Source organism: Aestuariivirga sp., assembly GCF_044238155.1.
Classification (GTDB): domain Bacteria; phylum Pseudomonadota; class Alphaproteobacteria; order Rhizobiales; family Aestuariivirgaceae; genus Aestuariivirga.
On record NZ_JBIIDX010000048.1, the window covers coordinates 1 to 20,442 of the forward strand.

The following is a 20,442-nucleotide window of genomic DNA, read 5'->3' on the forward strand; positions in this document are numbered from 1 at the left end:
CGACAACAAGCCGCGCATCGACGAGCTGATCTGCGACGGCATCCTGGTAGCCACACCGGCAGGCAGCACCGCCTACAATCTGTCCGCCCACGGACCCATTCTGCCGATCAATTCCGATCTTCTCGCACTCACACCGATCAGCGCGTTCCGCCCCCGCGGCTGGCGCGGGGCAATCCTGCCGCATCAGGCCAGCGTGTCGATCACCGTCCTCGAGGCCGACAAACGCCCGGTGGCAGCGGTTGCAGACCACGTCGAAGTGCGCCATGTGCGCGAGGTCGAGATCGCGCAGGACCAGACCAAATCCGCCAGGATCCTGTTCGACCCTGGCCACAGCCTGGCCGAGCGCGTGCTGCGGGAACAGTTCAGGTTCTAGCCAGAAACATCGAACAGACTTCGACCCACGACCGCGACCGGTTCCCTTCTTTGCCAACACCGGGAGATGCGATCTTCGTGGCGGCGGGCGTGCAGCACCGCTTCCTCGACTTCAGCAACGATCTCGGCATGTGGGTTCTGTTCTACGGACCAGACGGCGGCGAGAAGACCGGCATCTGAAGCTGCAAGCGCAGGCCTGCCTCGCCGCCGGCTGGCGATGGACTCAATCGAGCGTCCGGCTGAAGCGATAGACGGCGAAGACGTAAAAACCAGCGATAAAGCTGAGCAGAATGCCAAACTCGTGACCTATGTGCCACAGGTCAGACCCCTTCAGCATCACCCCACGAACAATCCGCATGAAATGCGTGAGCGGCAACGCCTCTCCGATGCCACGCGCCCATGACGGCATGCCGTGGAACGGAAATATGAAGCCAGACAGCAGGACGGTGATCAGGAAGTAGAACACGATGATGTTCATCACCTGCATCTGGGTTTTGGAGAAAGTCGAGAACAAGTAGCCCAGCAGGACGGATGCAACGACAAACACCATGCATGCTGCCGCCACGAGCACCGGCGATCCCTCAAAGGGGACCGCGAAGACATATCGGATCAGCAACAGGACCGACAGCGACTGGATGAAGCCGACACCCACATAGGTAAGCGTCTTGCCGAGAACGAGCGCGGCTGGATTGATTGGCAGGGCCAGCAACATTTCGACGGTGCCGCGCTCCTTCTCCCGCGTGAAGGAAAGGCCAACCATTGTGAGCAGGCTGATCTCCAGTATCACGCCCTGGAGGCCCGGAAGGAAATTGTAGCGCGTAATGGCTTCAGGGTTGAAGCGCTTGTGCAGGACAATATCGAGCTGCCGTACGCTGGACTGCGCGTGACCGGACTGGTTCGAAAATTCGGCCTTGATCGTCTGCTGGCCGATAACCTCAAGCGTGGACAGGGCGCTGTTGACCGCCACCGGGTCAGTCATGTCGGCCTCGACAAGAAGCGCCGGCTTCTCGCCCCGATGTACCCGTTCGCTGAGGTCCGACGGAATGACAACGATGATCATGACGTCGCCCGACATCATCTTGCTCTCGGCGCGTTCAAGGCTGCCTGCAACGTCAGCCAGCTGGAAATAGCCCGATACCTCCATATTGGTCAGAAAGCTGCGCGACAGGCTGCTTCGGGAAAAATCGAGGACGGCGGTCGGAACCTGCTTCACGTCGGCATTGATGGCAAAGCCAAAAAACAGCAACTCGATGATCGGCAGTCCAAACAGGATGCCGAAGGTCAGGCGATCCCGCATGAGCTGAACCAGTTCCTTGGTCAGGACGGCGAAAAGAGCTGACACAAACATCATGGATCAGGTCAGTTCCTCTGTTGCACCAGGTGGTAGATCACGTCTTCGAGCATCGTTGCACATTCAGCATAATCGAGGGATTTACCGTCCACCGCCTGCATGGCTTTGCGGAGTTGCTCCCTGTCGCGCCCGATCACATGAAGCGATGACCCGAAGGCGAGCACCGCTTCGACGCCAGGCTGGCGCGCGAGATCGTTCGAGAGAGTTGGCGCAAAGGCTCCCGACACGCGGAAGGTCACAAGGGCGGCGGATGCGATCACCTCTGACGGACGCCCCGTGGCAACCATCCTGCCTTCATCGATGAAGCTGATCCTGTGGCAGCGTTCGGCTTCGTCCATGTAGTGGGTCGAGACGAGGATCGTCAGCCCGGCCTGAGCCAGCTGGTGCATCTCGTCCCAGAACTCCCGGCGCGCCATAGGATCCACCCCGGCCGTCGGCTCGTCGAGGAGGAGTATCCTTGGCGTGTGGATCAGGCTCGCTGCAAGCGAAAGACGCTGCTTCCACCCACCCGATAGCGTTCCGGCAAGCTGGCGCCGACGTGGCATGAGACCCATGTCCTGAAGCGTCGCCTCCAGCCTGCCGCGAAACCGGGACAGCCCATGAGCGCGGGCCACGAATTTGAGGTTCTCCTCCACGGTAAGGTCCTCGTAGAGCGTGAAGCGCTGGGTCATGTAGCCAACGTGCCGCTTTATCTCCTTGCTCTGGCGGCGGACATCGAAGCCAAGCACGGTTCCAGAACCTGCATCCGGCGTCAGCAATCCGCAGACCATGCGGATCGTGGTGGTCTTGCCGGAGCCATTCGGCCCGAGGAAGCCCATGATCTCGCCGGACTCAACAGAAAGGTCCACGGAATCGACCGCAGTTCGCAAACCAAAGCGCTTCGTCAGACCACTGACATTGATGACGCTCATTTCTGGGGGTGGGGCCGTATCGTGACAATCAGCCCCGGCTGCAGGGCGGTCTCGCCTTCTTCCGGCCGCGCCTCGACCGCGTAGGTCAGCCGCTGGTTTTGTTCCGCCGAGTAGAGCACGGGCGGCGTGAAGGCCGGTGAATTGGCGACGTGGGAAATGCGCGCCGTGAGTTTTGCCGGGCAGGAGGCGCACGACAGATCCACGATCTCCCCCAGCCTGAACCATGACATATCGCTTCCGGCGACATAGAACTTCACCCTGGTATTGCCATCGGGAAGGATCGTCAGGATGGGATCCCAGGGCCCGGCCCGTTCGCCAGGCCGCCGCATGATCTGTTCTATGCGCCCGTTCACTTCGGCCCTGATGGTGCGCTTTGAATTGCGCCATTCGGCAAGACGCAGCGCGGCATCCGCGGCTTCGTATTTTGCCTGCTGCGACTCGACCACACCATCCCGCGAGGGCAGGCCGGCTGCGGTCAGGCCAGCGCGGGCCTCGTCAAGCCTCGCCTTTGCAACGGCAAGGGCCGTCTTGCTTCTCCGGTGCTCGGCCAGCGATACAACCGACTTGCCAAACAGCACGGCGCTTCGATCATACTCATCCTGGAGTCTCGACACCTCCGCCTCCCAGGACGAGACCGAGGCCTGCAGGGCCCTCTTTTCCTCCGGTCGCAGTCCCTTGTACATGTCGGACAAGGTGGCCTTGGCGGCGTTGGCCAAGGCCCTCGCCTCGGTCAGCGCCAGCTGGCTGTCTGTTTTCTCGAGTTCGGCAAGCACCTGACCAGCAACGATACGCTCGCCCTCGGTCACGGGAAGTTCCACCACCACGGCGGTATCAATGGGCGCAACGTCAACATACATGCCCTCGACATAACCCGACACACGCGGTGGGCCAGGGTCGATGCAGGCGGTGAGCGCGAAGAAAATCAGGGCGATTGAACAAAGAGTGCTCATGGCAACCGGCGGTACCGCGCAGCGTTTCTGACCGCAGGCAAGCCCTTGCCCGGCTTCCCGACGTCCGATCGGCCCTCTGGATCATGTTTTCGCATCATTGGACTCCGACGGCCCCGATTGCGGTTGTCAGTAGACAAGAAAACGGTTTCATTGAACTAAAAAACGGCCTCTGCCCGTGGCCAGCGAAAAGTTACAATCTCAGGATTTACATTGGTTGCGATTTGCAAGGGCCTTTCAGCCCAACAGGAGGTCAGGCGGGCTGATGACCACGCCCCCGCCCCTGCGGCCGGGACGATTACCGTGCTCGCCACCAAACAGAAGAGCCCGCCTGAGGTGGAATCACCATGTCTGCTGCCTGAACGGCAAAAGCCTATGCCGCCTCGGCCATGAGATCGTCCTTCAGCCGACGCGCGATCAGACGGGCCCGCCCCGAGGCATAGCGGCTGACAACGTCGAGGCTGCGGGGTTGCTCGGCCTTCGGCATGGCCGCATAACGGGTCATCAGGGCCTCCACCACGCGGCTGCCGAATTCGTCGCTGGTCAGCCGCACGCCGTCGAGGCGCTGGTCATGGGCGACGTCACAGACCGCCCTGAGCGGCCAGTGGCAGGACTGCGGCAGGCCGGCGCGCTCGATCAGCGTGCGCAGATTGCCGCTGCCGAACACCTGCTGTCTGACCCGCTCGACCGGCCAGTGGGCGAGAATCGCAAGGCAATTCGTCACGATGTCGATGTCACCACGGCAGGCAGCCCGAACGATGATGGATGGCGTGAGAATGTCCTGGTTGACGAGGAACGACACCAGCGACGGCAGCTGTGCCGCACGCGTCGAGCCGAGCAATTCGAGAACAGCGTTCTCCTCCGCCTCCTCGATGAGGCCCGCCGCATCGCCGCCCTGCAGCCAGTCACGCTCGGAGAGAAGCCCCTGAAGGCTAGTGGCCGCACGGCGGACCTGCAGAATGCGGATCGATGCAGGCAGGTCCGGCCTCGCAAGCAGCAGGTCGGTCATGTCCTGCTGGTCGCTGAAACGATCGTAGAGGGTCTGAAACTGCTGGGAGGTGAGGCAGAACCGGTCTGACTTGAGGAGGAGCCGGTTCAGGGCCAGCGGCAGCGATTTCACCACGAAGTCGATGACATCCGTGGTGACGTCGGGCCGCGACAGGATGGCGGCCTGGCGCGCCTCATCGCCGACGCGCAGCACCGACAGCATGTGCAACTGTGTGAGTGCGGGCGTTGCGCAGAGGAAGGGCAAGGCGATGTTGTCGTCATCTGAAACGATCGCGAACAGGAGGTCGGGATGAAGCCCGGCGAGACCGGACAGGCCGCGGGCCAGCACTTCGCGCACCTCCGGCGACGCATCGGCCGCCAGCCGCAGAGCCACAGCAATGAGCTGCTCGCGCTCCTGCTGCGGTTCCCCTTCGCTGCACAGGAAGGCCGCAACCTGCGCCGCCAGCTGCTGGCGCTGTTCCACGCTGCACTGCTCGGTGGCGTCCATCAAAACCTGAACATCGAGACCCAGGGTGGGTGGGTGCCTGTCTTGATCCTGCATCGGTAAATGCTCCTCGTAGGCACATACTCACACCCAAAGGTTTAACATTCCGTTCACCGCGTTTGTTAACGATGCGAAGGCCGGCAGCCCGGCTCACTCCGCCGCGAGGCCCTGCCCGGCCGGGGTGGTGACCGGGCTCACCGTCATGACATCGCTGCCCTGCCCCTTGATGCGGTCGGGCCGGCGCCACATGCGCCAAAGCGCAAAGCCACCCAGACAGCCCTGCACGACGATCATGTAGATCAGGAAGCCGTCTCCGCCGATACGCCGCATCACGGCGCCGACGAGCAACGGCCCGATGATCGATCCCGCGCCATAGAGCAGGACAATCTTGGCAGATGCACCGAGGACCTGGTCCCGCCGCAGATGGTCGTTGGCATGCGCCACGACAAGCGAATAGATCGGAAGCGTCACGACGCCGAAGGCGGTGACCAGGGCGATCAACATCATGCGCGACACGTAGTAGCCGCCCGCCAGGGTGATGGCCGCAATTGCAGCGGAGATGAAGCTCAGGAGCATGATGATGGTGCGGCGGTCGAAGCGGTCAGACACCCAGCCGATCGGATATTGTGAAAGAATGACGCCGAGCGGCGGCAACGCCATCATGATCGACACCAGCACCAGCGGCAAGCCCTTGGCGAGGCCAAACACCACGCCGAGTGCAAAGAACGCACTCTGCGCAAGCCCGCAGGCCAGCACGCCGACAAGCGCCAGCGGCGAGGCCTGCCAGATCTCCTGCAGCGAGACACTTCGCGCTCCCTCGACACTGGGGGCCTGCGAGGGCACGAGGATGAGCGGCACGAGCGACATCGACAGCAGGCACGAGACGATGATGAAGCGTACGAAGCCGGTTTCGTCGGAGACGTTGAGCAACAGCTGTCCAAGACCAAGCGAGCCATAGGTGATGATCATGTAGACGGACAGCGTCCGGCCGCGATTGCGGTTGCTCGAGACCGTGTTGAGCCAGCTCTCGCAGACGATGAACATGCCCGACACGCTGAGCCCGGTCAGCACCCGCAAGACGAACCAGAACACCGGATCGACCCACAGCGGAAAGAGCAGAACCGCCGTGGAGGCGGTCGAGGCAAGGCCGGCGAATGTCCGGACATGACCCACGCTTTTCACCAGACGTGGCGCAAGATAGGTGGAGGCGAGAAGGCCAACCGAATAACCGGCCATGACGAAGCCGGTGACATCGGTTCCGAAATCATTCTGATCGGACACGAGGCTGACCAGCGATCCACTCAGGCCATGCCCCAGACAGAGCATCGCCACGCTGATCAGCAACACAACGAGGGAACGATTGATCATGCCGACTCCACAGGCTGGCGATGGCGGCTCAGTCCGACTGCGGCCACCAGCCGGGGTGTCAGACCGTCAGGCCCGCCTGCCGCAACTTGAACTGCAGGAGATCACGGTCGAATGGCAACATCAAGACATCCGCCGCGCCTTCGAGAATCGTCTGGCCGAACAGCGCCGTATCGGCGGTCTCGGCATAGAGGAACACCACGGGCGGCCTGCCCCGGCCACCTTGCCGCAACCGCTTCACCACCTCGCGCGGAGAGCCGCCCCTTGCCGTGGCCGACACGAGCACGACATCGGGTGCGTTGTCGTTGCAGACCCGCAGAGCATCTTCGCCGCCGGCAAGCGAGGTCTCAAGCCCAAGGCCAGACAGCAGCTGCTGGAGCTGTTGCCGGCTCCGTGCGTTGTCGTCAACGAGCAGACATCGCATCATGTCCACAGACCTCTCCAGCTTCAAGGCTCACATGCCTGTTGCCGTGCCAAGACCCACGACTGCGCCCCGAAGGTTAACGAGGCGTTAACCGGCGGACCCGGAGCCCGTGACCCAGCGGAGATGCTTCTGAATTCATGGCCTTTTCCGACTTATGCACAGGCCCGATCGATACAGCTGCGAGGCCCGCTGCGAATGATCGCAGCCGCAGATGCAAAGGGTATGTGCCAAGACCGAATCAGTGCCTGAGGTTCAATCCGGGCGTCGCATGCGCCAGGCTGACCCCACCGTGACATATTCGCTGTAGCCCAGCCTGGCGATGAGCTGCATGGCGGCGGTATCCACCCGGCCATCGGCGATGTAGCGGTCGGCGATGTGAATGCCGATCACCCGGCCAATCACCATGTTGTCCTCGGCCTTGCCGTCATCGTCCGGCAGCGGGATGATGCGGTAGAGCCGGCATTCGAGGCAGGCCGGGCTCGCCGCCACACGCGGCGCCTTGATCAGCCGGCACGGCGCCTTGGCCAGCCCTGCCAGCTCAAATTCATCGGCCACGACATGCGCCGAGGTGGCATTCATTCCTTCGCGCAGGTCCCAGGTGACGAAATTCACCGCGAATTCGCCGGTGGCCTCGATGTTGCGAAGCGAGTCCTTCGGCGGCCCGCTGCCAAACGCCACGTAATGCGGCGCCTGCGCGAAGGCATTGAAGAAACTGTAGGGCGCGAGGTTGGCGACGCCGGCAGGCGACAGCGTCGAAATCCACGCGATGGGCCGCGGCGCGACGATCGCCTTGAACGGATCCTGCGCGAGGCCGTGGTCGTTGCGGACAGCGTCATAGAACATTACAGGCTCCTGAGGAGTGACGGCAGCTCGGCGATGCTGGCAATGGTGTGGTCCGCGAGATGGGCGATGTCCTCATGCGCGGCATTGCCGCTCAGCACCGCAATGGCCAGGCCCGCGCCGCCTGCGCGGGCTTCCTCCATGTCGTGATGATTGTCGCCCACCATGGCGATCGAGGCGGCAGGAAGCCCGGTGATCTCGGCAAAGCGCCGCACCATGTTGCCGGATGGTTTCGGCACGGGCACCGTATCGGCCGCGATGATGTCCTCGAAGTGATCCACGACGCCGACATGGGTCATGTGCGCGATCGCGGACACATGACTGTCATTGGTGGCAACCCCCAGCACGAGCCCCATGCCGCGCAGCTCAGCGAGAATGGGCTCGAGCGGCATCAGCGGCTCGAGGCGCTCGCGCACCAGATGGGTGTAGTCATTGTCGAGCGCATGTATCTTCTCATCCAGCGCATCGCCTTCGAGATCCGGCCACCAGATGGCTGCAATCTGGCGGGTGGTGCCGCCTGCCAGAGCACTTCCCGCCCGGAAACGCCCCGACGCGCGATCATAGCCCGCCTTTGCCATCATCGCCTCGGCGCCGTCCTGGTCAACGCCGAGAAGATCCATCAGCACGTGACGATAGATCGGCACCCAGGTGGCGTTGACGTCAATCAACGTGCCGTCCTTGTCGAAGAGCACGCCACGGATGCTCATGGGCCGGTCCACCTCGTGATCAGGGCAGCAGGATCGGGCCGTGGCCGGTCCTCAAGGGGAGCCGCAGCCGTTCCGATGTAGATGAGCCCGGCCACACGCTCATGAGGCGCAAGGCCCATTGCCGAGGCAATGCCGCCGTCATAGGCCACCCAATCGGTGTTCCACTGGCAGGCATAGCCTAAGGCGGTGGCGGCATAGAGGATGTTCATGCACACCGCCCCGGCAGACAGCTGCTGCTCCCAGATGGGAATCTTGGGATGATCACCCGCGGTCGATATCACGCCCAGCACGACTGGTGCGCGCAGGAACAGGCCTTGCATCATCGCGAAGCTCTCCGCGCCGTGATCGGGGTGAAGCGCCTGCCAGCGCGCCCGCATGATCTGGCCGAATGCCGCTCGCGCCTCACCCTCCCACAGGATGAAGCGCCATGGTGCCAGCTTGCCATGATCCGGCACGCGCACCGCGCAGCGCAGGATTTCGTCCAGCTCCAGCGGCGCGGGGCCAGGGCCGGTCATTGCCTTGGCCGAGGCCGACTTGCGGGTGCGGAGCAGGTCCAGAACGGACTGGGTATCGTTGAGAATTGTCATGCCACCCGAGTTTGACGGTCTGCCCACGAAAAGGCAATGCCGACGGGGCACATTAACCACCCGTTAAGGCTGGATTTGCAGCAGCGGAACCCGTGCGATAGTGTTCCCCATGCCGGCCGGAAGGCGGGGGTTTGAGTAGAGGGGACTTCGGGCTCTTTTGGAGCCGCACCGCCATCGCCCGCGCGATGGCGGTTTTTTTTGGCTGCCACCGAGAGGGGCGATCAGGCGCGGCCCGTTGACTGAGAAAGCCCATCCAGAAACAGCTCTGCGGCCGTGGCAATCTCCCGCTTGCGGCCAGCCTCCATCTTAGCGAGCGTGCGGTAAGGCATGGCCATGCGCGGGTTGCCACTGAGCCGCTTCTCATTGCGCAGCAGGAAATCCCAATAAAGATAGTTGAACGGGCAGGCCTTTGGCCCCAGCTTCTCCGCCGGATCATAGGCGCAACCGCTGCAGTAATCCGACATGCGGTTGATGTAAGCGCCAGACGCCGCATAGGGCTTGGACGCCATGACGCCGCCATCGGCATACAGCGCCATGCCATGGGTGTTGGGAAGCTCCACCCATTCAAACGCATCGGCATAGACGAGGAGATACCACTCCTCCACCGCCTGCGGCTCAAGCCCGGCAAGCAGCGCGAAATTGCCGGTCACCATCAGACGCTGGATATGGTGCGCATAGGCATGGCGCTTGGTCTCGCCGATGGCCTGGCGCAGACAGTTCATCTCCGTCTCGCCGGTCCAGTAAAAGTCAGGCAGCGGGCGGCGGGCGTCGAGCGCATTAGTCGCGGCATAATCTGGCATTTTCAGCCAGTAGAGGCCGCGAACATATTCTCGCCAGCCGAGGATCTGGCGGATGAAGCCTTCGACCGCGTTGAGCGGCGCCCTGCCCTGTTTCCACGCCTGTTCGGCGCGCGCGCAGACCTCCCGCGCGGTGATGAGCCCGATGTTGAGATAGGGCGAGATGATGGAATGATAAAGGAAGCCGTTTCCCTGCTTCATGGCGTCCTGATAATCGCCGAACTGCGGCAGACAGGCCGTGATGAAATGATCGAGCGCCTCCAGCGCATCGTCACGCGTCACCGCCCAGCCGAAGGGTGCGAGCTCACCGAAGTGATCCGGAAAGCGTGCCTCGACCATGTCCATCACCTCGCGGGTGACCGGGTCAGGATCGAAGCGGAGGCGTTTGGGTGGTGTCACGCCTCGCGGCAGCGACTTCCTGTTGTCATGGTCGAAGTTCCACTGGCCGCCCGTCGGTTCGTCGCCGTCCATCAAGAAGCCCGACAAGCGGCGCATGTCGCGGTAGAAGAATTCCATGCGCAACTGCTTGCGGCCCTTCGCCCAGGCGGCGAAGCTCGCGGGCGAGGCGAGGAACCGGTCGTCATCACGGATCTCGGCGCCCCAGCCCTTCATCATCTCGCGCACCCGCCACTCGCCGGGTTCGGTGACGATGATGCTGGAGGGCCGATGGCGGATGACGGCGCGGCGCAGTTCGGTGGTAAGCGACCCCGTGTTCGCCGGATCATCCAGGCGCACATAGTCGACGCTGATGCCATCGGCTTCGAGTTCCGCCGCGAAATGGCGCATGGCGGAAAAGATCAGCGTGAGCTTCTGCTTGTGATGCTTCACATAGGTGGCTTCCTCCGCCACCTCCATCATCAGCACCGTGTCACCCGGCGCATGGTCGCGAAGCGAAGAAAGCCCACGCGTCAGCTGGTCGCCCAGAACGATGCGGAGCGTGCTCATCTGGCTTTGGACTTCAGCGCGGCGCGGCAGCGGTCCGAGCAGGTCTTCACATTGTCCCAGTCACGCTGCCATTTCTTGCGCCAGGTGAAGGGCTTCCCGCAGGCGGCACAGAGTTTGGAGGGCAGCGCCTCCTTCTTGCGCATGCGCGCCACGATCAGCCCTTGGTGCGGAGCATGGAGCGGCCGCCGTCGACGCCAACCACCTGGCCGGTGATCCATGAGGCTTCGGGCGACAGGAGGAAGGCCGCCGCCGCGGCCACGTCATCGGCCTCACCCAGCCGCTGCAGGGCATGGAGCCCGGCAATCGCAGTGGCCATCTGCTCGCTCGAGGTCAGCGCCTGGGCGAGCGGTGTCTTGGTGAGCGAGGGCGCCACGCAGTTCACACGGATCTTGGGGGCCAGCTCGGCGGCGAGCGAAAGCATGAGGCCTTCGACCGCGCCCTTGGCCATGCCGATCGACACATGCGAGGCAAAGCCCTGCGCCACCGCAACCGTCGAGAACAGCACAACGCTGGCCGTAGCGGGCGCCGCCTTGAGCGCCGGCAGCGCCGCCTGCACCGCGCGCATCGCACCCAGCGCGTTGATTTCGAAGTCACGCAGCGCGTCCTCGTCGGAGATGCGCGCCACCGGCTTCAGATTGATGGTGCCGGCGCAATAGGCAAGCCCGGACACAGCGGGCCCGGCAGCCTTGACGGCGGCTTCCAAGGCGGCGCGGTCGGTCACGTCGGCCACTGCGAAGGAGCCCTTGATCTCACCCGCCAGCGCCTCGAGTTTCGCGGCATTTCGGCCAATGGCGTGGACGGTGTTGCCGGCGGCTGCCAGCCTGCGGGACAGCGCGGCGCCGATGCCACCGCCTGCCCCGATCACGATATAGGTTCCGGACATGAACTGGATACGGCAAACAGCCTGAGCCGGTTCAGCCTCTAGCCGCGCTTCAGGTCGGGCGGCGTGGCTTCATCCTTCAGGGCGACCAGCACCTGATCGAGGCCCATCGCCGTCTGGTTCTGCGAGCCCAGGCGGCGCATGTTCACCGCCCGCTCATCCATCTCGCGCTTGCCGACGACGAGGATCACCGGAACCTTCTGCACGGAGTGTTCACGGACCTTGTAGTTGATCTTCTCGTTGCGGAGATCGGCCTCGGCGCGCAGCCCCGCCTTGCGCAGGAGATCGCGCACCTCGAGCGCATAAGGATCGCTTTCAGAGGTGATGGTCGCCACCACCACCTGGGTGGGCGCCAGCCACAGCGGGAAATGGCCTGCGAAATGCTCGATCAGGATGCCGAGGAAGCGCTCCATCGAGCCGCAGATGGCGCGGTGGATCATCACCGGCACCTTCTTCTCGCCGTCCGCGCCGATGTAGAAGGCGTTGAACCGTTCCGGCAGGTTGAAATCGACCTGCGTGGTGCCGCATTGCCAGTCCCGCCCGATCGCATCGCGCAACACATATTCGAACTTGGGGCCATAGAAGGCGCCCTCGCCGGGGTTGACGGCGGTCTTGATCTTGCCGCCGGAGTCCGCCGCGATCTGTTCGAGCACCCCGGACATGATGCTTTCCGCGCGGTCCCAAGCCTGATCCGAGCCCACGCGCTTTTCGGGGCGCGTCGAGAGCTTCACCACGATCTGCTCGAAGCCGAAGTCCTTGTAGGTGGAGAGAATGAGATCGTTGATCTTGAGGCATTCCTCCGCCATCTGCTCTTCGGTGCAGAAGATGTGCGCATCGTCCTGCGTGAAGCCGCGCACCCGCATCAGACCGTGCAAGGCGCCCGACGGTTCATAGCGGTGGACATTGCCGAACTCGGCAAGGCGCAGCGGCAGCTCGCGGTAAGACCGGAGCCCATGCTTGAAGATCTGCACATGGCCGGGGCAGTTCATCGGCTTGATGGCGAAGACCTGGTCATCCTCGGTGGTGTCACCCGCCGAGGTGGCGGCGAACATCGCCTCCTTGTACCAGCCCCAGTGGCCCGAGGTTTCCCACAGCGACTTGTCAAGAAGCTGCGGCGCGTTCACCTCCTGATAATCGAGCTTCGCCAGGCGGCGGCGCATATAGGCGATGAGCTGCTGGAACATGGTCCAGCCCTTGGCGTGCCAGAACACAACGCCCGGGCCTTCCTCCTGGAAGTGGAACAGGTCCATCTCGCGGCCGAGTTTGCGGTGGTCGCGCTTCTCCGCCTCCTCGAGCGCCGTGAGATAGGCCTGCAGGTCCTTCTCATTGGCCCAGGCGGTGCCGTAGATGCGGGTGAGCATGGGGTTCTTTGAATCGCCCCGCCAATAGGCGCCGGCCACTTTCATCAGCTTGAAGGCATTGCCGATCTTGCCGGTGGAGGTCATGTGCGGACCGCGGCACAGGTCGGTCCAGCCGCCTTGGTCGTAGAACTTGATCTCCTGGCCCTGCGGAATGGCATCCACCAGCTCGACCTTGAACAGCTCGCCCTTGGCGCGGAAGAAGTCCTTCGCTTCGGCGCGCGTCTTCGTCGTCTTGGTGAACGGCTTGTCGCGTTGGATGATCTCACGCATCTTCTTTTCGATGGCCGCGAAATCCTCGGTCGTGAAGGGCTGGTTGCGGAAGAAATCGTAATAGAAGCCGTTCTCGATCACCGGGCCGATGGTCACCTGCGTGCCCGGGAACAGCTCCTGCACGGCCTCCGCCAGCACATGCGCGCAGTCATGGCGGATGAGCTCGAGGGCCTCGGGGTCATCGCGGGTGACGATCCGCAGCGCGGCGTCGGTGGTGATCGGGTCGGCGAGATCGACGAGCGTGCCGTTGACTACGGCAGCCACCGCTTTCTTCTCGAGCGACTTGGAAATGGATGCCGCCACGTCGCGGGCGGAAACCCCATGTTCAACCTGACGCTGGGCGCCATCGGGGAAGGTCAAGGTAATCATCTCATCCTCCTGCTCACTCCCGCCAACGGGTGCGGGTAAGCGATATCACGTGTTTCTCGTCCCCCTCCTCTCACCCATGCCACGGCTTGACCGTGGCATCCTCTTGGCGGCCACCAAAGAGGACCCCCGGATCAAGTCCGGGGGTGATGAAATTGGCGGGCATTCTCATGCTCATCATGCCACGGACTGACCGCGGCATCCTCTTGGCGGCCACCAAAGAGGACCCCCGGATCAAGTCCGGGGGTGATGAGAATTCGGCCTTTAGTGCGTGGTCTTTCCGGGGTCAAGCCGCTCCTCCTGCATTCGCCAGACCGGGCCCTGATAGACCTCCGGCACGGGATCGAAACCGGACTGGCCCCAGGGGTGGCAGCGGCACACCCGCGCGACGCCGAGGCTTACGCCCCGGCCCGCACCATGCTTGCGGATCGCCTCGGCCGCATAGTCCGAACAGGTGGGAAGATAACGGCAGCGCCGGCCGATCAGCGCCGAGAGCGTCAGCTGGTAAAGCCTGATCAATGCGAGAAGAATGGTTTTCATGGGCCGGTTGCCGGAATATAGGCGTGGTCATGCCAGACTCAAAACCCAACATTCTGTTCGTCATGGCCGACCAGCTGGCGGCCCAGTTCCTGCCGTTTCACGGCCACCCGCTGGTGAAGACGCCCAACCTCTCACGGCTGGCCCGCGAAGGTGTCGTCTTCGAGAACGCCTATTCGACGAGCCCGCTCTGCGCGCCCGCCCGGGCCACGGTGATGAACGGCCTCTTACCCTCGCGCACCGGCGTTTATGACAATGCCGCGGAGTTTCCGTCCTCGATCCCGACCTGGGCGCATTACCTGCGGCTTCTGGGCTATGCCACCTGCCTTTCCGGCAAGATGCATTTCGTGGGGCCGGATCAGTTGCATGGGCTGGAGGAGCGGCTGACCACCGACATCTATCCGGCCGATTTCGGCTGGACGCCGGACTGGCGGCTGCGGCAGGAGCGCATCGACTGGTGGTATCACAACATGACCTCGGTGCTGCAGCCAGGGATCGCCGAGATCACCAACCAGCTCGAATTCGACGATGAGGTGGCCTTCCTCGCCATCCGCAAGATCTATGACTATGCGCGCTTCACGCCGGACCAGCCGTTCTGCCTGATGGCGTCCTTCACCCACCCGCATGACCCTTACGCGGCGCGCCGGAAATTCTGGGACCTCTACCGCGATGATGATATCCCGCTTCCCGCCGTGCCGCGCATGGAGCGCGCGCAGCTCGATCCGCACAGCCAGCGGCTTTATGACGTTTCCGCGATGGATGACTACACGGTGACGAAAGCCGATCTCCGCGCCGCGCGGCATGGCTATTTCGCCAATATCTCCTATGTCGACGATCTCCTCGGCCAGATGATGGACGCGCTGGAGGCGACCGGAAAACTCGAAGACACGGTGATCGTGTTCACCTCCGACCATGGCGATTTTCTCGGCGAGCGGGGCTTGTGGTACAAGATGTCGTTCCTCGAGCCTTCCGCGCATGTGCCGTTCCTGATCTGGAACCCGAAGCGTTTCGCCGCGCGGCGGGTGAGGGAACCGGTGACGCTCGCTGACATTCTGCCGACTCTGACCGCCATCGCCAATGAGGGTGCCGCAACGCTGGCCCGGCCGGTGGACGGGCGCTCGCTCTATCCGCTGCTGATCGGCGGCATGGAGGATGCGCAGGGCACGGCCTGGGGCGAATATCTCGCTGAAGGCGCCATCGCGCCGATCTACATGCTGCGCCGCGGACCGTGGAAATTCATCCATTCTCCGCCCGACCCCGACCAGCTGTTCAATCTCGAGGATGATCCCTTGGAGCTGGCGAACCTCGCGCCGCGCCATGCGCTGGCGGCCCCGTTCCGCGCCGAGGTCGAAGCGAAATTCGATATTCCCCGCATCAATCGTGAGGTTCTGGAGAGCCAGCAGGCCCGGCATGTGCTTTTCGAGGCCCTCAAACGCGGACACCGCTTCCCGTGGGATTTCCAGCCGTTGCGCGATGCCTCCGAGCAATATACGCGGAACCACATGAGCGTCACCGACCGCGATCTGAAATCACGCTTTCCGCAGGCGCCGGACATCGAGGCAAAGCGGCGGCGGTAGTGTGCCGCCTCAGTGCAGGATCTGCTCCAGGAAAGCCCGCGTGCGCGCTGATTTCGGGCGAGTGAAGAATTCCTCGGGCGCGTTCTCCTCGACGATCTGACCCTGGTCCATGAAGATCACCCGGTTCGCAACCTGGCGCGCAAAGGCCATCTCATGGGTGACGCACAGCATGGTCATCCCGCCCTCGGCCAAATCCACCATCACGTCGAGCACTTCCTTGATCATCTCGGGGTCGAGCGCCGAGGTTGGCTCGTCGAACAGCATGATCTTGGGGTTCATGCACAAGGCCCGGGCGATCGCCACGCGCTGCTGCTGGCCGCCCGAAAGCTGGCCCGGATATTTCTGCGCCTGTTCGGGGATTTTCACCCGCGCGAGATACTTCCGCGCGATCTCCTCGGCCTCGGCCTTCGGCATGTTGCGCACCCACATCGGCGCCAGCGTGCAGTTCTCCATCACGGTCAGATGCGGAAACAGGTTGAAGTGCTGGAACACCATGCCGACCTCGCGGCGCACATCGTCGATGTTCTTGAGGTTCGAGGTGAGCGGCACGCCATCCACCACGATGTCGCCCTGCTGATGCTCCTCAAGGCGGTTGATGCAGCGGATCAGCGTCGATTTGCCGGAACCCGACGGTCCGCAGATGATGATACGCTCGCCGCGAGCCACGCTCAGATTGATGTCACGCAGCACGTGGAACTGGCCGAACCATTTGTTCACGCCGCGCATTTCCACCGCCGACCCCTGGGCCTTCGCCGCTTGCTCCACCATCGCTTACCTCTTGTGCCCGGTGTTGAGCCGGCGTTCCATGAACATTGAATAGCGCGACATGCCGAAACAGAACACCCAGTAGACCACCGCCAGAGCGAAATAGCCGGTATTGCCGGTCTGGGCGCTGGCCCATTTCGGGTCGTTGAAGCCGGCCTGCACGATGCCGAGCAGATCGAAGATGCCAACCACGGTGACGAGGCTCGTATCCTTGAACAGGCCGATGAAATTGTTGACGATCCCCGGAATGACGATCTTAAGGGCCTGCGGCATGACGATGAGGCCCATCATCTTCCAATACGGCAGGCCGAGGGCCTGTGCGGCCTCATACTGGCCCTTGGGGATCGCCTGCAATCCGCCGCGGATCACCTCCGCCATATAGGCCGAGGCGAACAGCGCGACGCCCACCACCGCCTTCAGCAGCTTGTCGGGGTTGACGCCCGGCGGCATGAATAGCGGAAACATATTGGCGGCCATGAACAGCACCAGCACCAGCGGCACGCCACGCACCGTTTCGATGAAGATAGTGCAGAGCAGGCTCAACACCCGCATCTCGGAGCGCCGGCCAAGCGCCAGGAGAATGCCGAGCGGCACCGAGACAACAATCGCCGTCACCGCGATGATGAGGGTGACCAGAAGCCCGCCCCAGGCGGAGGTCTCGACATAGGCAAGCCCAAACCTGCCGCCGATCAGCAGATAGAAGGCGATCACCGGATAGACCAGGAAGAACAGAACTGCATTCAAGGTCTTGGCCGGCGCGCTGGGAATGAGCAGCCAGCCGAGCAGAATGGCCCCCACGGCATAGACGATGTTGACCCGCCAGCGCTCCTCCTGCGGATAGAAACCGTAGACCCACTGCATCAGCTTGTCGCCGATGAAAGGCCAGCAGGCCCCTGCCCCTTCGACATTGCAAAGCTCGCGGTCGGGCGCCACCCAGACGGCGCGCAGGATCGCCCAGTCAAAAATGGTCCAGACAACCCAGAGGCCCGCAATCGCCAGCAGCACTGAGGCCACACCGCTCAAAGGCGTGGGGAACAGGCGCTGGCGCAGCCCCGCCCGCCAGCCTACCGCCGCTGCAGGCGGAGGCAGCAGCGGCGCCTCACTTGTCCTGACGAAGCCAGACGCCATCTCAGCGCTCCACCAGCTTGATGCGGGCGTTGAACCAGTTCATGAACAGCGATGTCAGGATGCTGATCGCCAGATAAACGACAAGCAGCAGCGAGAACACCTCGATGGCCTTGCCGGACTGGTTATTCACCGTGCCACCCGTGTACATCAGATCCGGATAGCCGATGGCGACTGCAAGCGAGGAGTTCTTGGTGAGGTTCAGATATTGGTTTGCCAGCGGCGGGATGATCACCCGCATCGCCTGCGGGATCACCACCAGGCGGAGCGTCTTGGCGCGATCGAGCCCCAGGGCATGGGCGGCCTCGGTCTGGCCGTGGCTGACCGCCAGAATTCCGGAGCGGACATTCTCGGCGATGAAGGCGGCGGTATAGATCGAGAGCGCCAGCAGCAGCGCCACAAATTCAGGCACCAGCGTCATGCCGCCCTTGAAATTAAAGCCCGCAAGTTCGGGGTAGCTCCAGGTCACGGGCCAGCCTGCGAGCGCCAGGCCAAGAAGCGGCGCGATGATGATCACGGCCATCGATATCCACCACACCGGCAGGCGCTGGCCGGTAGCCTCCTGGCGAGCTTTGGCCCAGCGCCGGAACAGCCAGGTGCCGGCAAGCGCCAGGGCGAACAACAGTACGGCAAGCCAGGACCCATCGCCGAAACCGGGATGCGGCGTGATGATGCCGCGATTGGAAACAAAGATACTGCCGAACAGGTCGATGGCCTGCTTGGGGCCGGGCAACGGCTTCAGCACCAGCGCATACCAGATGAAGATCTGCAGCAGCAGCGGAATGTTGCGGACGATCTCGATGTAGACGGTGGCGAAGCGCGACACCACCCAGTTGCGCGACAGGCGCATGACCCCAAGCGCGAAGCCCAGCACGGTGGCGAATGCGATGCCAATGACAGACACCAAAGCCGTGTTCCAGAAGCCGACGAGCAGCGCCTTTCCATAAGAGGAGTTCGAGGAATAGGACAGGATCGAGGTCGAGAGATCGAAACCCGCCGCGCGGTCAAGGAAATCGAAACCGAAGTTCTGGTTCAGCCGCTCGAGGTTGGTCTGCGTGTTGATCACCACCTCGTAGACGCCCCACAGAAGCAGCACGAGAACGATGGCCTGGGCCAGCCAGCCCCTGACCCTCGGATCATAGAACCAGCGTCCCGCGCCAGGCGGCGGCGCGCGGTGAGATACGTCGGCAGGTTGAGCAGTCATTGCACTGAAAAGGCGGAGAGGCCCGCGTCACCGGACGCGGGCCGAGCCAGTATCGTTTAACGGATCGGCGGCGAATACTGCAGGCCGCCGTCCTTCCACAGTGCGTTCTCGCCACGAGCGATCTTCAGCTGTGCAAGGTTGCGCTCGAAGATTTCGGCATAGTTGCCCACCTGCTTGATGGCGTTGTAGGCCCAGTCCGGCCCAAGCCCGAGGCCGGCGCCGAAATCATTGCTGGCTTCGGTGCCATCGGACGCCGTCACCTTGACCGACAGCAGACGCTGGATCTCGGGGTTGGTGGAGTTCTTCATCTCATCCACATTGGCCGAAGAGACGCCAAGCTCCTCGGCCGTCAGAAGCGCGAAATAGACCCAGCGCACGATGTTGAACCACTGCACGTCATTCGAGCGCACCACCGGGCCCAATGGCTCCTTCGAAATGATTTCCGGCAGCACCATGTGCTCTTCCGGATTGGTGAACTTGAGGCGTTCGGCATAAAGGCCGGACTGGTCGGTGGTGAACACGTCGCAGCGGCCTTCCTGATAGGCCTTCAGCACTTCCTCGTTCTTCTCGAAGGCCACCACCTTGTATTCCATCTTGTTGGCGCGGAAGAAGTCAGCCAGGTTCAGCTCCGTGGTCGTTCCGGTCTGGGTGCAGACCGAAGCGCCGTTCAGTTCCATGGCCGACTTGACGCCGAGCTTGGACGGCACCAGGAAGCCCTGCCCATCATAATAGGTAACGCCGGCAAAGGTCAGGCCCAGCGTGGTATCGCGGCTCATCGTCCAGGTCGAGTTGCGCGAGAGCACGTCAATGACTCCGCTCTTGAGTGCCTCGAAGCGCTCCTTAGCGTTGAGCGGGGCATATTTCACCTTGTTTGCGTCGCCCAGCACGGCGGCTGCCACGGCGCGGCAGAAGTCAACGTCAAGGCCGGACCAGTTGTTATTGCTGTCCGGGTTGGAAAAGCCGATGAGGCCCTGGCTGACCCCACAATTGACGAAGCCCTTGGCCTTGACGTCGTCCAATGTCGCGGCGCTGGCCGCAGATGTGGCCAGCGTGCCCAGAAGACCAGCGAAGGCCAGCCTAGCAATTAATTTCATGGTGTTGCACTCCCGATAAAGTGATTATTCATTTTTCTTACACTGACGCCAGTGTGTCATATGGGTTGCGCAAATCGTCCCATGGGTCAAGTGAGGATTGCTCAGTTCATTCCCACTTGGGGTAACCACGGGGGCCCCGCGCCCGCCCTGGCGCGTCCCGTAAGGGCGGAGGCACAGGACGGTAGATAGATCGTTCCGCTGCGCGACGCCTCCGAGCAGTACACACGCAACCACATGAGCGTCACCGACCGCGATCTGAAATCACGATTTCCGCAGGCGCCTGACATCGAGGCAAAGCGGCGGCGGTGATTGCGGGTTTCAGACGGGCGTTCCATCCTTGCGGGTGAGACGGTATTTGCCGTTCTCCTTGACGGCAGCCATGTCCGCTTCAGGGTAACGCACGCGGTCGCCTTCGCTGCGCGTGCCGACCTCGAGGATCACAACCGGGTTTGCGAACCGGTTCACCAGCTCGTGGCCATTGACGCGGCCCGCGATGGCGGCGGAATCGGGCGGCGGATAGATGGT

20 protein-coding genes and 2 pseudogenes are annotated in these 20,442 nt (G+C 62.9%); 3 read left to right on the forward strand and 19 right to left on the reverse strand.

What is annotated here, in order from left to right; all coding sequences use genetic code 11:
- Together ppnK and ACILRN_RS06785 are read left to right on the forward strand one after the other, a co-directional pair.
- Positions 1 to 373 (forward strand): annotated as a pseudogene (gene ppnK / locus ACILRN_RS06780) (NAD(+) kinase); the annotation flags it as partial.
- A 50-nt stretch (positions 374 to 423) separates the two neighbouring features.
- Complete coding sequence (locus ACILRN_RS06785; RefSeq protein WP_395686755.1) at positions 424 to 552, forward strand: hypothetical protein; 129 nt, start codon at positions 424 to 426, stop codon at positions 550 to 552.
- Positions 553 to 595: 43 nt separating this feature from the next.
- Here the strand turns inward: ACILRN_RS06785 and ACILRN_RS06790 are convergent, their stop codons facing one another.
- From ACILRN_RS06790 to yidD, 14 genes are all read right to left on the reverse strand, one after another.
- Complete coding sequence (locus tag ACILRN_RS06790) at positions 596 to 1,723, reverse strand: ABC transporter permease (RefSeq protein ID WP_395686757.1); 1,128 nt, start codon at positions 1,721 to 1,723, stop codon at positions 596 to 598.
- An 8-nt stretch (positions 1,724 to 1,731) separates the two neighbouring features.
- A complete protein-coding gene (locus tag ACILRN_RS06795; RefSeq protein ID WP_395686759.1) occupies positions 1,732 to 2,634 on the reverse strand; it encodes an ABC transporter ATP-binding protein in 903 nt (300 codons plus the stop codon).
- Positions 2,631 to 3,584: an HlyD family secretion protein gene (locus tag ACILRN_RS06800; protein ID WP_395686761.1), complete on the reverse strand. Its 954-nt coding sequence runs from the start codon at positions 3,582 to 3,584 to the stop codon at positions 2,631 to 2,633. Before ACILRN_RS06800 ends, ACILRN_RS06795 begins: the two co-directional genes overlap by 4 nt.
- 370 nt (positions 3,585 to 3,954) lie before the next feature.
- Positions 3,955 to 5,130, reverse strand: a complete 1,176-nt coding sequence (locus ACILRN_RS06805) for a DUF2336 domain-containing protein (RefSeq protein WP_395686763.1) — start codon at positions 5,128 to 5,130, stop codon at positions 3,955 to 3,957.
- A 93-nt stretch (positions 5,131 to 5,223) separates the two neighbouring features.
- The gene (locus ACILRN_RS06810; protein WP_395686765.1) at positions 5,224 to 6,441 is read right to left on the reverse strand and encodes an MFS transporter; all 1,218 of its coding nucleotides are present in this window, start codon (positions 6,439 to 6,441) and stop codon (positions 5,224 to 5,226) included.
- A 58-nt stretch (positions 6,442 to 6,499) separates the two neighbouring features.
- Positions 6,500 to 6,865 (reverse strand): response regulator, encoded by a 366-nt coding sequence (locus tag ACILRN_RS06815; RefSeq protein ID WP_395686767.1) that lies wholly within the window; start codon positions 6,863 to 6,865, stop codon positions 6,500 to 6,502.
- A gap of 249 nt (positions 6,866 to 7,114) precedes the next feature.
- Entirely contained in the window at positions 7,115 to 7,705 is a 591-nt protein-coding gene (locus ACILRN_RS06820; protein WP_395686769.1) for a flavin reductase family protein, read from the reverse strand.
- A complete protein-coding gene (locus ACILRN_RS06825) occupies positions 7,705 to 8,409 on the reverse strand; it encodes an HAD family hydrolase (protein WP_395686771.1) in 705 nt (234 codons plus the stop codon). Before ACILRN_RS06825 ends, ACILRN_RS06820 begins: the two co-directional genes overlap by 1 nt.
- The gene (locus tag ACILRN_RS06830) at positions 8,406 to 8,996 is read right to left on the reverse strand and encodes a nitroreductase (RefSeq protein WP_395686773.1); all 591 of its coding nucleotides are present in this window, start codon (positions 8,994 to 8,996) and stop codon (positions 8,406 to 8,408) included. Before ACILRN_RS06830 ends, ACILRN_RS06825 begins: the two co-directional genes overlap by 4 nt.
- Before the next feature lie 221 nt (positions 8,997 to 9,217).
- Positions 9,218 to 10,738: a cryptochrome/photolyase family protein gene (locus ACILRN_RS06835; protein WP_395686775.1), complete on the reverse strand. Its 1,521-nt coding sequence runs from the start codon at positions 10,736 to 10,738 to the stop codon at positions 9,218 to 9,220.
- Positions 10,735 to 10,881, reverse strand: a complete 147-nt coding sequence (locus ACILRN_RS06840; protein ID WP_395686777.1) for a DUF2256 domain-containing protein — start codon at positions 10,879 to 10,881, stop codon at positions 10,735 to 10,737. The genes ACILRN_RS06835 and ACILRN_RS06840 overlap by 4 nt, the downstream gene beginning before the upstream one ends.
- Positions 10,882 to 10,892: 11 nt before the next feature.
- Positions 10,893 to 11,621 (reverse strand): SDR family NAD(P)-dependent oxidoreductase, encoded by a 729-nt coding sequence (locus tag ACILRN_RS06845; protein ID WP_395686778.1) that lies wholly within the window; start codon positions 11,619 to 11,621, stop codon positions 10,893 to 10,895.
- Positions 11,622 to 11,659: 38 nt separating this feature from the next.
- On the reverse strand, positions 11,660 to 13,618 hold the full coding sequence (gene thrS / locus ACILRN_RS06850) for a threonine--tRNA ligase (protein WP_395686780.1): 1,959 nt from the start codon (positions 13,616 to 13,618) through the stop codon (positions 11,660 to 11,662).
- Positions 13,619 to 13,879: 261 nt separating this feature from the next.
- Complete coding sequence (gene yidD / locus ACILRN_RS06855; RefSeq protein WP_395686782.1) at positions 13,880 to 14,155, reverse strand: membrane protein insertion efficiency factor YidD; 276 nt, start codon at positions 14,153 to 14,155, stop codon at positions 13,880 to 13,882.
- A 29-nt stretch (positions 14,156 to 14,184) separates the two neighbouring features.
- Between yidD and betC the strand changes: the two genes are divergently transcribed.
- Positions 14,185 to 15,729, forward strand: coding sequence for a choline-sulfatase (gene betC / locus ACILRN_RS06860; RefSeq protein ID WP_395686784.1), 1,545 nt, complete (start codon positions 14,185 to 14,187; stop codon positions 15,727 to 15,729).
- 9 nt (positions 15,730 to 15,738) lie between these two features.
- Here betC and ACILRN_RS06865 read toward each other — a convergent pair whose 3' ends face one another.
- From ACILRN_RS06865 to ACILRN_RS06885, 5 genes and pseudogenes are all read right to left on the reverse strand, one after another.
- Positions 15,739 to 16,497 carry an amino acid ABC transporter ATP-binding protein gene (locus tag ACILRN_RS06865; RefSeq protein ID WP_395686785.1) on the reverse strand — a complete coding sequence of 253 codons (759 nt, stop codon included), beginning with the start codon at positions 16,495 to 16,497 and terminating at the stop codon, positions 15,739 to 15,741.
- A gap of 3 nt (positions 16,498 to 16,500) precedes the next feature.
- A complete protein-coding gene (locus ACILRN_RS06870; protein WP_395686787.1) occupies positions 16,501 to 17,622 on the reverse strand; it encodes an amino acid ABC transporter permease in 1,122 nt (373 codons plus the stop codon).
- 1 nt (position 17,623) lies between these two features.
- On the reverse strand, positions 17,624 to 18,823 hold the full coding sequence (locus ACILRN_RS06875) for an amino acid ABC transporter permease (protein WP_395686788.1): 1,200 nt from the start codon (positions 18,821 to 18,823) through the stop codon (positions 17,624 to 17,626).
- A 56-nt stretch (positions 18,824 to 18,879) separates the two neighbouring features.
- Positions 18,880 to 19,917 (reverse strand): amino acid ABC transporter substrate-binding protein, encoded by a 1,038-nt coding sequence (locus tag ACILRN_RS06880; protein ID WP_395686790.1) that lies wholly within the window; start codon positions 19,915 to 19,917, stop codon positions 18,880 to 18,882.
- 318 nt (positions 19,918 to 20,235) lie between these two features.
- A pseudogene (locus tag ACILRN_RS06885) lies at positions 20,236 to 20,442 on the reverse strand (hypothetical protein); the annotation flags it as partial.

What these genes read in the sequence shown, in the direction of transcription:
- ACILRN_RS06810 (WP_395686765.1), bottom strand. Translation starts at nt 6,441, where the DNA reads ATGATCAATCGTTCCCTCGTTGTGTTGCTGATCAGCGTGGCGATGCTC.
- ACILRN_RS06835 (WP_395686775.1), bottom strand. Translation starts at nt 10,738, where the DNA reads ATGAGCACGCTCCGCATCGTTCTGGGCGACCAGCTGACGCGTGGGCTT.
- ACILRN_RS06870 (WP_395686787.1), bottom strand. Translation starts at nt 17,622, where the DNA reads ATGGCGTCTGGCTTCGTCAGGACAAGTGAGGCGCCGCTGCTGCCTCCG.
- ACILRN_RS06800 (WP_395686761.1), bottom strand. Translation starts at nt 3,584, where the DNA reads ATGAGCACTCTTTGTTCAATCGCCCTGATTTTCTTCGCGCTCACCGCC.
- betC (WP_395686784.1), top strand. Translation starts at nt 14,185, where the DNA reads ATGCCAGACTCAAAACCCAACATTCTGTTCGTCATGGCCGACCAGCTG.
- ACILRN_RS06840 (WP_395686777.1), bottom strand. Translation starts at nt 10,881, where the DNA reads ATGCGCAAGAAGGAGGCGCTGCCCTCCAAACTCTGTGCCGCCTGCGGG.
- ACILRN_RS06865 (WP_395686785.1), bottom strand. Translation starts at nt 16,497, where the DNA reads ATGGTGGAGCAAGCGGCGAAGGCCCAGGGGTCGGCGGTGGAAATGCGC.
- ACILRN_RS06815 (WP_395686767.1), bottom strand. Translation starts at nt 6,865, where the DNA reads ATGATGCGATGTCTGCTCGTTGACGACAACGCACGGAGCCGGCAACAG.
- ACILRN_RS06880 (WP_395686790.1), bottom strand. Translation starts at nt 19,917, where the DNA reads ATGAAATTAATTGCTAGGCTGGCCTTCGCTGGTCTTCTGGGCACGCTG.
- ACILRN_RS06825 (WP_395686771.1), bottom strand. Translation starts at nt 8,409, where the DNA reads ATGAGCATCCGTGGCGTGCTCTTCGACAAGGACGGCACGTTGATTGAC.
- ACILRN_RS06875 (WP_395686788.1), bottom strand. Translation starts at nt 18,823, where the DNA reads ATGACTGCTCAACCTGCCGACGTATCTCACCGCGCGCCGCCGCCTGGC.
- ACILRN_RS06790 (WP_395686757.1), bottom strand. Translation starts at nt 1,723, where the DNA reads ATGATGTTTGTGTCAGCTCTTTTCGCCGTCCTGACCAAGGAACTGGTT.
- yidD (WP_395686782.1), bottom strand. Translation starts at nt 14,155, where the DNA reads ATGAAAACCATTCTTCTCGCATTGATCAGGCTTTACCAGCTGACGCTC.
- ACILRN_RS06830 (WP_395686773.1), bottom strand. Translation starts at nt 8,996, where the DNA reads ATGACAATTCTCAACGATACCCAGTCCGTTCTGGACCTGCTCCGCACC.
- ACILRN_RS06820 (WP_395686769.1), bottom strand. Translation starts at nt 7,705, where the DNA reads ATGTTCTATGACGCTGTCCGCAACGACCACGGCCTCGCGCAGGATCCG.
- ACILRN_RS06805 (WP_395686763.1), bottom strand. Translation starts at nt 5,130, where the DNA reads ATGCAGGATCAAGACAGGCACCCACCCACCCTGGGTCTCGATGTTCAG.
- ACILRN_RS06795 (WP_395686759.1), bottom strand. Translation starts at nt 2,634, where the DNA reads ATGAGCGTCATCAATGTCAGTGGTCTGACGAAGCGCTTTGGTTTGCGA.
- thrS (WP_395686780.1), bottom strand. Translation starts at nt 13,618, where the DNA reads ATGATTACCTTGACCTTCCCCGATGGCGCCCAGCGTCAGGTTGAACAT.
- ACILRN_RS06845 (WP_395686778.1), bottom strand. Translation starts at nt 11,621, where the DNA reads ATGTCCGGAACCTATATCGTGATCGGGGCAGGCGGTGGCATCGGCGCC.